The following is a 12,756-nucleotide window of genomic DNA, read 5'->3' as shown; positions in this document are numbered from 1 at the left end:
CTTTAATTAATCTTTAAATAAACTAAAAAGCATTTTCATGTTTTCACTTCTAAAATATGAGCTTGAATAATTTGAAGGTTCTGTACTTTCTATACGGCATACTGTACTTAAATTTGTATTAATAATCAAATTATAAAACTCCATATCATTAAAAGTATTATTACTAATTTTATATATTCCTCTTTTTAATGCTTTACCACTGTTATCAAAAAAATCTATACTATAGCCATTAGAAGTTTTTTTTAATACCGCCTTAGCATAAGGAACGCTTCTATTTTTCTTTATTAAATTTACCTCTTCTGAACTTATCTCTTTTTCAATTTTATAATCATCAGTAAAGTTTATGGACATCAAATCATTCATATTGGCAGCACCCGTTACAACATAACTTCCAGATATTTTTAAAGGCGAAACCTGCTTCTCTCCCTGAACAAAAAAACCCTGATTATTAGCTAAAAATAAAGTTTTATTATCTTTTAAATACATCAATTTATAATCTTTTCCAACTATCATGTCAAAATTATTAATAGTTTTTCTGCCGTCCTTTATATCAGTAAATGTGCCTGATAGTTTATAATTTTTGCCGCCTCTATTGTAAATATTAACAAAATCATCAAATATATTCTGACTGTATAAATTAAAAGATAAAATACTTACAATAAATAAAACTTTTAAAAATCTTCTAAACATATTTTATAACCTCTATTATAGGCATTTTTATAACCTTTATTATTGGATAAATACCAGCAAGTATAGATACTAATAATACCCAAGTAAATATTAAAACAGTGTCTTTAAATGTTAGTAATAAACTTAAAGGATAACCGTCAGTAGCCCCCGGAAATTTCATTATAAAGTTTGAAACATTAAGTATTCCAGAAGCACTGTAAGAAATAATTATCGAAATAACTGAACTTAATACTGCCATTATGATAATTTCCAAAAACAAAAGTAAAGTTACATTTTTTATATTTATTCCTAATGCCCGCATAGTACCAAACTCATTTAACCTCTCCAAAAAATTTGTAGTAAGCATCTGCATAACTGAAACAAATACTAATATGCTCAATACTCCCAAAGCTATTAAATAATTATTAGTATTCATATCAATTACAGAAAGTAAAAATGCATTCAAATCCTTCCAGTCTTTAGCCTCATAATTTAAATTGTTTTCATTAAAATATTTGTTAAGGTTATTTTTTATTTCTTCTGCCTTTTTATAATCTTTTAAATATATGAGTAAATTATGAGCATCGCCATATTCAAGACCAAATACTTCATATACAGCATTAAGAGGACAATAAATAGTAATAGCATCTGAAGCACTATTATTTAATGATATCAAACCAACAGCCATTAAAGAACCTAAACTTATACCCTCTCCGAAATCAGTCATCAAATTTAAGTAATGCTCTTCATCATAATTGAGATTAAAAAACTCTCCCAAATCTTTACCTAGTACCATAGTATTAATATCATCATCAAATATAGGTGTGCCAGATTTTAACGATACTGACGACATGATTTTTGAAGGTTTTTCATAAGCATATCCTGAAAAGAATTTACTTTTACTTTCATTGCCTATAAGTCCGCTTATATCTAATTTTTTCTGATAATCATTAACTTCATTTATAGTTTCAAGTTTTTTATAAATAATTTCAAAATCATTATCTTTAAGCATATTGATTTTTTCGCTTTTTTTATCCCAATATGATTTATCAGCTATTACAAGAGAGCCTCCGCTTGTATTTATACTTGTAATAATTCCTTCTTTAGTAAAATTATTATATCCGCTTATCATCATAAGAGATACGAAAGATACTATAATAAGTATCATATTTAAAATTGTTCTGGTTTTATTATACCAGAGATTATCAAAAGCTAATTTTATTATATTCATTTTTCTATTCCGTTATAGTTGTTAACAATATCAATTTAAGTTTTTAATTTATTATTTTATTATTAATTTTATACTTGCACTTTTTACAACTTTTGGCGAAGCCCGCCACTCTGTGTGCTAGGCGGGAAAAAGTTGAATAAAAAATGACAAACTCAAAAATTTTTAGTATATACCTAAACAAATATAGTTTGTTAAAAAATTATTTTTTTAAATTTAAAATCTAGCAGGGCTTTGCCCCGCACCCCACTTCTTTTGGACGCTGTCCGCCTGTGGCGTGACACAAAGAAGCAGGCACAGCCCGCAGTCGCGAAAGGCTATATTTTAGTCTAAATTTAATAATTTATCCTATATATAAAACATAGTTATTACAATTTAGGATTATTTTTACACTTGCACTTTCGCGAAGCGTATCCGAGCTTGTCGAGAATATAAGGTTCTTTGACGCTGTCCGCCTGCGACAGAAGGAAGTACTGTTAAGTATGGTGTGCGGCGGGAAAAAGAACAATAAAAAAATTGACAAACTTAAAAATTTTTAGCATATATTAAGTGTTACTTCTCCATCCCTCATAATGTATTTTGTATCAGCATAATTCTCTATCAATTCATCATGCGAAATAAAAAAGCCTATGCCGTTTCTTCTCTTTATAGTGTTTCTTATATATTCATAAATAAATTTGCTCGTGTCAGTATCTAAATTAGCACTTATCTCATCGCCGAATATATAAGGAGCTTCGCTTACTAATGCTCTAGCTATAGCTACTCTCTGTTTCTGTCCTCCTGAAAGCTGTTCTGGTTTTTTCTTTTTCAAATTATCTATTTTTAAGTTTTCTAATATTTCATTAACTTTTTTATTTATATTAGAAGAACTTTCATTTAAAAATTTAAGAGGAAGTGACACATTATCAAATACGCTCTGAGTTTTTAATAATTCAAGCGACTGTAAAATAAGCCCGATGTTTAAAAGTCTGAAACTGCTTCTTTCTCTATCACTCAATCTTGAAACCTCTTTATCATTCCAATAAACTGCTCCCTCTGTAGGAATATCTATACTTGAGAGTATGTGAAGAAGCGTACTTTTACCCGCACCAGAAACTCCAGCCACCCAAACAATTTCGCCGTCTTTTATCTCTAAACTAATATTTTTATTTGCTGCTATATTATAATCTTTAGTCTTATATATTTTTGATATATTTTTGCATCTTATCATAATTAAAAGTCACCCCCCTCCGCACTTAAAAATCCGTCATTACCTTTATCATAAGAGCTTTTTAATAAATACCCATAAAAACCTTTAGGATACATTTTCAAAGCATTATCCAATTCTTCAAATGCCTTATCTGTTTCATTTACTTTCATATATGCCATAGATCTGTAAATATAAGCTCTGTAAATCATATAATCTGGTAAACTGCTTGTATCATTTAATGATGTCATCACAGAATAGTATGCCGCATTATTATAAAAACTCAAAGTAGCTATCTGCCACATTCCATAAACCTGCTTTGCTCTTATATTATTTTTGTTCTTTAATAAAGCCAAACGGGAATAAGTATACATATCAACAATCACACTGTAAGGATATTTTTTATTGAAAAAAGCAAGAGAAGTAAAAGAATTAGCAAAATTAGCATAAGCTCCGTAAATATCAGAAGAGCCTTTTTTAAAAACTTTATCCTTTTTAAGATTTTTATATATATCACCTAATATTTTATAATCCTCTTCAAAAGTTCCGCTTGCTATAGATACATTAGCCCATAGAGTATAGCATTCTATACTTAAATACATTTTCTCTTCTTCGCTTAAATTGCTGTTTTTTATTCTATTTAAAATATCTTTAGCCTCACTCGTTCTTACAAGTCTCTCACCTGAATGATATTCATTATTTTTATTATCTATTTCTTTTAATACAGCATTAGCCTCGCTTGAAATTTCAGCGTATAATCCTAAGAAAGAACTAATAAAAATCAAAACAATCACTTTAAACATTTTAATATCCTTATTATAGTAATTACAATTTTTTATTCTAACATTTGCAGGGCTTTGCCCACCACGCTGTGTGCTATGCAGCACCCTAGTTCTTTTATGACGTCTGTCCGCCTGCGACCGAAGGAAGTACCGTTAGGTATGGCGTAATATAAAATAACCATACGAAGTACGCCTGAGGCGAAAGTGCAAATCATAGCTTTATATAATTGCAATACATATCACTATATTTAATAATTCTTAAATAATATATTAATTAAACATTCCTTTTCCTTTAGCATTCATATCAATAACATTTTTTATAAAAGCCCCCTCTGGAAATATATCTTTTGCCATTTTCATGTACTTATCATAATTGGCTTTATCATTATTTTTAAAATAAGCCTGAGAAGTCCATAAATAAACTATATGTTTTTCCCATTTCTCTTTAGCATTGCTTTCAGCCTTTTTAAATATTGGAAGTGCTTTATCTATTCCGCCTCCCACAAACTCTGGACTGTATGCTGTGAGTATTGCCTTACCCAAGAGTGAAGGAAAATGACTTGCATTGATTTTTAAAGCATTATCATATATCTCCCCAGCTTTTGCTGAAAGTTTTATAACATCATTAAATGAAGAATAATTAATAGCACCGCTCATCACATCAGCAACAGAAGACATATAATCAGCATCTTTTTCTGAAAGTAACGGGGTATTCTTATTTATATTATCATTTAATAATTTATAAGCTTCTCTTTTACTTTTAGGATTCATATATATATCCATAAGTAAAATAAGATTCTCATAAGTTTGTTTTTCTATATTTCCATAATTAGCATTTTTTATTTTTTCTATAACAGCATTTAAATCCCCTTCTTTATTTGTATTAATCATATAGTAAAGATTATAAAGCTCATTAAAATCCTTACTATATGAAAAAGCTGAAATAGTCAAAACAAAAGATAAAAATAAAATTGTTAAAAATTTTTTTATCATATTAAATACTCCTTAAAACAAGATACAATAAAAACTACTCATTATTAACATCATTATTCAAATTATTAGCAAAAAAAGGTTTGTCTTTTACCTTCATATAAATAAAATAAGAAATAATCACAGCCATAAAAGTACATACAACAGAAATAACATAAGAAATAATCTGCTGAATTATTATATCATTATTAATAGTTATATTATTTTTAATAAAGCTAAAAAAGAATGATGAAAAAGTTAATCCGTTTATAACAAATCTTATAAATGCAATTATCAAAGCAGTTATTAAAGCCATACTAATATTAAAATCAATACCTTTATTTTTAATATAATTTTTGATAAAATAAATAGTCAAGCAAGTTAATATAATACCAGATATATTAATAATAATACCAAAAACACTTTGAAATATCATATAAATCAAAGTTACAGATGTAGAATCCAAAGTGGTAAACACTTTTATAATTTCAAACAATCTAAAAAATATATAATATAAAATACCAATAACTATTGAATAAATAGGAGAATACAAAAAAGCAGGAAGTATAAAAAATACACTAAATATAGTAGTACAAAATATAGCAATTATACTCAATACTTCTGAATTAAAAGGTATTAAATAAAATGATAAACTCAATGCTGTATAAAAGATTAAGCATAAAAAAGAAAATATAATTTTATTTTTAACATTTACCATAAATAATAAACTCCAAAATATTAAAACACTATAGTGCTTATTATCAAATTCATAACCAAACTTTTATTATTATCAACACCAAAAGTTAATTGCAAAGGTGTTGTACCGTAAAGGTTATATCCTATTCCTCCGCCTACTACGTACAATAAATTTCCTTTATCAATACTAGTTTCAAAATATTTTCCGTATCCCACATTTCCAAAAGCAACTAAGTATATATCATTAAAACCAGATGGAAGAAATCTCATAAAAAATTTATATTCAAAATGAACAAATGTAAGAAAATCCATATTTTTAAGATGAGCTTCTAAATTGGTTAAAGGCATCATCATAAGAGAGTATAAATATTTAAACCCTATAGAATATTTTTTCTCGCTTTTATCAAAATAAGCACTGTATCCTATATAAGGCATAATACCAAGCTCGCCCCAATAATGAAAGAATGAATAAGGCGTACTAGCTGAAACATTATATGAATACTGATTTTCATTAGGTATAATGCTTGCCCCCACTCCAGCATTGAATTTTAATTTATTAATACCGTCATCAACAAATGTAGAACTTAAACCGACACTTTGATTAATCTTAAAAATAGAACTTAATCTGTAAACTTCCCTCTCAGAAGAAAGTATTTTACCTATATTCATTCCATAAGAAATCATTACATTATCGAAAGAATATCCTAATTTTAATTGTCCGTAATATTCCAAATCTTTATAATTAAATGTAGAAAAAGGAGGCGTTATTCCTTGTTTGTAATTTAAATCTATAAAAAATCTTCTGTATCTATACTCCATTCCAATATTAGCAAATATTCCAAATGATGACTCAGAGCCGTAATCAAAACTTATTCCTACACGAGGTACATATACAAAATGTGAATTCTTTTTATATGCATATCCTAAATCAACAGAAAATGGAAATCCAAAATAGTTATAACTATAATGAAAACCAGATTTTACAAAATCATTCTGAGCAAAAAGAAAACTTGACAATATAATAAATACTAATAATATTTTCTTCAAAGCAGCACACCTACTATTTATCTTATATTACTATTATAGCATAAGTATTATGTCTGTCAATATACTTTGTGTAAAATATTATAAATTTATTTTTTATATTCAAATATTTTACTCCTAAATAAATAGTAATCAGCAATTATAGAAATAGTCCAATTTAATATTCCGATAAAAGCCCAAATAAACCATAAATAATCATTATACTTAATAGTAAGTATATTGATGATAAACATTATTACAGAATATAATATAACTGCAATAATTGAGTTTTTTAAATTAATTTTATAAATATCATGGCCATATTTTCTTATTTTAGGTTTGATATTATCAGAGAAATTCCAAAGTGAATAAACAACTATATAAACAAATAACATCAAATAAAAATAAGGCATAGTAAGTTTATATCCGATTTTAGTAGTTTCATTAAAAATACTTACATTCTCTATAATCAAACCCAAAATAAAAACCAAAAAAGCTGTAGAAAAAGAAGATATTAAAGCTGTTAATATTTTTATATAAACATTATAAACAATTTTAGCATCTTTACTTATATCTTCAAAAACTTCATCAATATTTCCAAGCTCTTCTATAGCTTTAGTGCATGCTTCTTCATATTTCAAACCATCTTTTACATATTCTTTAACTTTAGAATTAAGCATATCTTTTATTTCATCTAACTGCTCAAGAACTTCTTTAGTATTAGGGTATTTCTTTTTTATATTTTTATAAAAATCATTAATATTCATAAATCAGTTCCTTTTTGAACATTTAAAAAATTTATAAAAGAAAAATACAGTTAAAGGCCAAGAAGAAGCATATATAATAACAAATAGAAACCAAATATGATGCGGGCTGAAAATAATATTAAATATAAATACTGCCATAGATATAATAATAAAACCTATTATAGAATATTTTAAGTTTATTTTATAATCACTATAAGTATATTCTACTGTTTCGTATATATTACGCATATTAATAAAAGGTATTACTGTACTTAAAAAAATAGCAATTATCCCAGAAATAATAAAAAACATACCGGCAATTAAAGAGTTATTTATATAAGAAAAAAATGATATATTATTATTTTTCAAAGAAATAAAACATAATAACAAACTTAAAAAAACTACAACAAAAATATCAATAATAGCAGAAAATAAATATAATCTGTATTTATTAACAATTTTTGCATCCTTAGATATCTCTTCAATAAGAGTATCAATATCTCCAAAAGATTTAATTGCGTTGTAAAAAGCTTCTTTTTCATCTTTTCCATTATTAATATATTCTTCAGTTTTCATGTATAAATAATTTCTAAGCTCTTCAATCTGATCCCTAACTTTTTGAGTATTAGGGTATTTATTTTTTAATTCATTACAAAAATCATCAATCATAATATTTCTCTTTTATTCAATACCTATTTAATATCAAGAAGTTTATCTATTATTTTTTTAGTAAAAATCCATATCTCTGTTTCTTCTTTCAAAAAACTTTTACCTTCTTCAGTAATTTTATAATATTTTCTTCTTCCGCCCTGACTTTCATTACCCCAATAACTCTCTATTAACTTTTTACCTTCAAGCCTTCTTATAGCACTATATAAAGTCTGTCCATTAATCTCATATTCTCCATTTGTCTTATCAGTTATCAATTTAGAAAGTTCATAACCATAGGAATCATTATCTTTTAAAAAATGCAAAACTACAGCATCTATATGACCTCGTATGATATCGCTTTCTATATACATTATGTTCTAAATCCTCATTCAATTAATAATTATAAATAAAAGTAAAGTAAATGTATAAATTTGTCAATAGCTGTATTTTATAAGATATATAAAATGAACAGTTTTTATTAAAACAAAAAAATAGGCATGAAATTTATAATAATCTCAAGCCTATTTAGTACACAATTATAATATAATGATAATTACCACCATTTTTTATTTAAATCTGGTTTTCTTATATATTCTGGAAGAACTAATTCTTTTTTATCATCATTAGTAGTAGTATTGTTATTATTTTCAGGTATATACTTAGAATCACCTCTCAAATAAGAAGCTATATTTTCATATCCATTATCATAAGCCAAATCAGCAGCTGTATAACCGTCTCCATCTTTTATATTTTTATCAGCATTACATTTTTCTACCAATGCCATAACGCTATCCATATTTCCGTAAGCAGCTGAATAATGTAAAGCTGTATCTCCAGTAGAGTCTTTTATATTAACATCAGCTCCTCCGTCCTGAACTAAAGATACTAAAGCATCAGAATTATCTTCCAAAGCAGCATAATGTATAGGGTACATACCTTCATTGTTAGCTATATTAACACTTGATTTATCAGAAGAAACTATATTTTTTATAACATCAGAAGAAGCATACATTGCTGCATAATGAAGTGCCGTATTACCATCAGAGTTTTGTATTTTTGTATCAGCACCATATTTTAAAAGTACAAGAACTGTAGAAGGATTATCTTTCATAGAAGCCCAATGCAAAGGAGTGTCATTTCCATTATTGTCTGTTTCATTAACCAATGTTTTATCTTTTTCTAATAATAATATTAAAGCGTCATCATTCCCATTAGCAGAAGCCACATGTACAGGCATAGCTCCGTCTATATCATCTCTTGCTCTTATATCACATCCAGCCTCTATAAGAGTATACATTATATCAGCATTTCCTATGTATGAAGCAGTTATTAAAGGAGTAGCTCCGCCCAAATACCAATTATCCAAAGTAGCTTCATAAGGTAGTTTTACCTCTTTATTTATGTCTTTATAAGAAAGCAAAGCCTCTACAGAATCTAGGCTATTATTGATAACAGCTAAATGCAAAGGAGAATATCCGTTTTCATCTACGAAGTTAGGATTAACTCCTTCTTTTATTAAAGTATTTATAGCTATTATATCATAATCTTTTACAGCAACTAAAAGTTCAAGCTGTTTAACATCAAGAGGTTTTTGTTCATTATTATTTTCAGTATCATATACAGCAGCAGCATTCTGTTCTGGAACGGACTCTTCAGCTATTTCGCCTTGCATATTTTCATCTATAGTTTCTCCCGCATCTGCCTGAACCACTTCATCTTGAGTTTCTTCTGCTGCATTTTCTTCTGTATTATTATCAGCAGCAGCAGTTTCATCATCAGCGTCCTCTCTTGCTATATTACCAGTTAAATAATTTTTCACATCATCACGTCTTGCATAATATAGAGGAGTATTTCCGTCTTTAGTTAAACTCTCTTTATCAGCACCCAAATCAACAAGAGCCTGAACGGTCTGAAGTGAAGAGAAAGCAGCTGCATAATGAAGAGCCGTCCAGCCGTCTGCATCTTTTGCTTCTATATCCGCACCATTTTCCATTAATAATTTAACTGTGTCTGGCTTATCTTTCATAGAAGCCCAATGCAAAGGAGTATTTCCTCTATTATCTGTATCATTTATTGTAGTAGGATCTTTCTCCAAAAGTATTGCTATTACTTCATTATTCCCATTAGCTGATGCCATATGTATAGCCATACTTCCATCAACATCATCTTTAGCTTTAATATTAGCATTATTATCAAGCAAAGCCTTAACTATATTTGCATCGCCTATATATGAAGCTAAAATCAAAGGACTTGCACCGCCCAAATACCAGCCGTCTATGCTTACCTTCATATCTAGTTTGGAATTAACATTTATATTTTCATCTTGAAGCAAAGTATTTACAGTGTTTAAATCTCTATTATAAATTGCTCTATGTAAAGGAGTATACCCTTCCCCGTCCAACACATTTATATCTATATCCATAGAATTAGATAATATATTCGATACATTATCTGCGTTTTTTTCATTAATAGCATTAAACAAGCTAGTTTCATTTGTTGTTAATGCGAATATAGAATAACTAAAAGTTAAGAATATAGCTAAAAATTTAATACGTTTCACTTCTGATACTCCAATTTTATAAATTATCAGTAATAAGTATATTAGATAATAAATAAATATCAAGTACAATAAAAAAATTATACAGAAAATTTTAATGCACTTGATATCATTATAAACATTACTGATTAATTATTACTTAGCCCTTCCGAAAGAAATACCCAAATAAAGCTCCGCAGCAAAAGAAGAAAAATTATATTTACTATATACATTATAAAAACCTAATCTATAATTATCAAGCTCCATACCAAAATTGTATATTAAATTTCCTCCTATCTTAAAAGACCATCTGTCTGAAAAATAGAAATATCTTACAACATTTAATTTTACATAAGGCATAAAAGGAAGTTTATACATAAAAGCAATATTTTTTTGATTAAACTCTGTCATATCTCTATAATCGCCAAGTCCAAACGAATAATCTTGTTTATTAGCTGTACTGTATAAAGGAATAAAAATTCCTCCTCCTATACCTAAAGAAACTTTATTGTGAAAATTTAGTCTAAGCAAATATCCTAAAATAATACTATGATAATCATATATATAATATCCGTCATCAGTATAATAATCTTTACTACCCATTCTCTCCCTCATATAATAATTATACCCTGTTTCAATCATACTGCTTATACTGGTTAAAATATTATTATTAATTTCATCATTTCTGCCCAATGACAGCAATATGCTTAATGAAAACCCTGAACCTAATCTGAAACCATCTAAACTTTTTTTGAAAAGATATCCTTTATTATAGCTGAAATCAAATGTAGCTCCTGAAGAAACAGAAAAATCAAATTCAAAGGAAGAGGCTAATGCTATATTTGAAAATATCAATAACATTATTAGTATATTTTTCATAAATTATCCTTTTTTACATATTAAGGTTTTAATATTAATCTAAATGAAGATAATGCTTCACTATTGATCATAGTATTAGCACCAACCTCAATATCTATATATATGTTATTATTTCCGCTGTCATTATACATTTTTTCTATTTTTAGAGAAAAATCCTGATTATTATTTAATTTTTGTTCATCAAACAAAATATTTTTCTCATTAACTTTTATAGTTTCACCATTATACCATATTTTATAATAAGTATTTATAAGATTACATCCATTAGCTTCATTTTCCATTGTAGCTTTAATTTTAAATTTATCAAGCTCAGCTTCTGTAACATCAAAAAATATATAAAAAATGTCTCCTAATTTATCAAGACGTATTTCATCATTATTTTGATATAAATTAACTTCTGAAATATTATTGACCGCTTTTGATATAAATAGTTTTTTCAGCCCAGAAGCTGCTGCATTTTTATCTTCTTCTGCTGCTTTTATATCAATAACTTGCATATACTCTATAGTATTAGTTATAACTTCTACCATAGCAGGAGCTAGCGGAGGTACAAAAACAGCAATTACTACAGCAACTACTATTACTATAGCAGAAAATACTTTTTTCCAAAAATTAGAAAAAGAGTTAAATAACGACCTAGCCATAGGCTTAACTGTATCATTATTATCAACATAATTATTAATAGCTTCTGATATTCGAAGACTGATTTTTATAGTTTTTATTTGATAATCAGTATCTGAATCAACTCCTATACTCGAACTATGATCATATATAGAGTTTTTTAAAGGTATATTTTTTACAGTTTCACCATATCCGCCTTCTGAATACCAAATAATATCGAAGTTTTGACTGTCTTTACGGTGCTTTGAAGTATATCCAACTAAAGATTCATTATCTTGAACCAGCATTATTTTATATGGAAACAAAGAACCATTTTCATAATACATTGATATAGAAGAATTATTTTTAGCATCAATTAAATATGCTGCATAATCTTTATCATCTTTTTTTGTAGAAAACATATAAAATCCGCTGTCATCATCTTCTAACTGCATTAATACATTAGTAGTTTTATTTTTAACGATATTATTATTATCATAAGCAAATGCTATTTCTAAAGTTCTTTGCGGTATAACATTTGGTGTATTAATAGGATTTACAGCTGACTGCTTTGTACAGGCGTAAAAATTAAATAATACTAAAAATATCATTAAGTAAGTAAGTAAATTTGGTTTTTCTCATAAAAAAACTCCTATTTATATTTTTATGACACAAAAAATATTATAAAAACACAAATAGCAAACAATATATTTAATACTTTTATATAAAAAACACCATTTACAAAAAATAATATCATAATAAAATATAAAAATCAATTGTAAAGTATCAAA

At 27.0% G+C, this 12,756-nt stretch carries 13 protein-coding genes; all 13 read right to left on the bottom strand.

The features are described 5' to 3' along the window. Positions 1-6: 6 nt before the first annotated feature. A complete protein-coding gene (locus BMUR_RS10495; protein ID WP_013114536.1) occupies positions 7-690 on the bottom strand; it encodes a hypothetical protein in 684 nt (227 codons plus the stop codon). Continuing rightward, a complete protein-coding gene (locus BMUR_RS10490; protein ID WP_013114535.1) occupies positions 683-1,900 on the bottom strand; it encodes an ABC transporter permease in 1,218 nt (405 codons plus the stop codon). Before BMUR_RS10490 ends, BMUR_RS10495 begins: the two co-directional genes overlap by 8 nt. 532 nt (positions 1,901-2,432) lie before the next feature. Continuing rightward, a complete protein-coding gene (locus BMUR_RS10485; RefSeq protein WP_013114534.1) occupies positions 2,433-3,107 on the bottom strand; it encodes an ABC transporter ATP-binding protein in 675 nt (224 codons plus the stop codon). A gap of 2 nt (positions 3,108-3,109) precedes the next feature. After that, on the bottom strand, positions 3,110-3,886 hold the full coding sequence (locus tag BMUR_RS10480) for a hypothetical protein (RefSeq protein ID WP_013114533.1): 777 nt from the start codon (positions 3,884-3,886) through the stop codon (positions 3,110-3,112). 249 nt (positions 3,887-4,135) lie between these two features. Next, positions 4,136-4,858, bottom strand: coding sequence for a hypothetical protein (locus BMUR_RS10475; RefSeq protein ID WP_013114532.1), 723 nt, complete (start codon positions 4,856-4,858; stop codon positions 4,136-4,138). 34 nt (positions 4,859-4,892) lie between these two features. Further along, complete coding sequence (locus BMUR_RS10470) at positions 4,893-5,552, bottom strand: hypothetical protein (protein WP_013114531.1); 660 nt, start codon at positions 5,550-5,552, stop codon at positions 4,893-4,895. A gap of 20 nt (positions 5,553-5,572) precedes the next feature. Beyond that, positions 5,573-6,577, bottom strand: a complete 1,005-nt coding sequence (locus BMUR_RS10465; RefSeq protein ID WP_013114530.1) for a hypothetical protein — start codon at positions 6,575-6,577, stop codon at positions 5,573-5,575. An 86-nt stretch (positions 6,578-6,663) separates the two neighbouring features. Further along, positions 6,664-7,320 (bottom strand): permease prefix domain 1-containing protein, encoded by a 657-nt coding sequence (locus tag BMUR_RS10460; protein ID WP_013114529.1) that lies wholly within the window; start codon positions 7,318-7,320, stop codon positions 6,664-6,666. 3 nt (positions 7,321-7,323) lie between these two features. Beyond that, complete coding sequence (locus BMUR_RS10455; RefSeq protein ID WP_013114528.1) at positions 7,324-7,968, bottom strand: permease prefix domain 1-containing protein; 645 nt, start codon at positions 7,966-7,968, stop codon at positions 7,324-7,326. Between the two features lie 23 nt (positions 7,969-7,991). Continuing rightward, positions 7,992-8,321, bottom strand: coding sequence for a PadR family transcriptional regulator (locus BMUR_RS10450; RefSeq protein WP_013114527.1), 330 nt, complete (start codon positions 8,319-8,321; stop codon positions 7,992-7,994). A 182-nt stretch (positions 8,322-8,503) separates the two neighbouring features. Next, positions 8,504-10,510: an ankyrin repeat domain-containing protein gene (locus BMUR_RS10445; RefSeq protein ID WP_013114526.1), complete on the bottom strand. Its 2,007-nt coding sequence runs from the start codon at positions 10,508-10,510 to the stop codon at positions 8,504-8,506. Positions 10,511-10,642: 132 nt separating this feature from the next. Continuing rightward, the gene (locus BMUR_RS10440; RefSeq protein WP_013114525.1) at positions 10,643-11,365 is read right to left on the bottom strand and encodes a hypothetical protein; all 723 of its coding nucleotides are present in this window, start codon (positions 11,363-11,365) and stop codon (positions 10,643-10,645) included. A 20-nt stretch (positions 11,366-11,385) separates the two neighbouring features. Then, complete coding sequence (locus BMUR_RS10435) at positions 11,386-12,576, bottom strand: hypothetical protein (protein ID WP_013114524.1); 1,191 nt, start codon at positions 12,574-12,576, stop codon at positions 11,386-11,388. Positions 12,577-12,756 lie beyond the last annotated feature (180 nt).

It is taken from the genome of Brachyspira murdochii DSM 12563, assembly GCF_000092845.1.
Classification (GTDB): domain Bacteria; phylum Spirochaetota; class Brachyspiria; order Brachyspirales; family Brachyspiraceae; genus Brachyspira; species Brachyspira murdochii.
The sequence above is the reverse complement of the archived record's forward strand: the minus strand, read 5'-3'. Positions and strand labels throughout refer to the sequence as shown.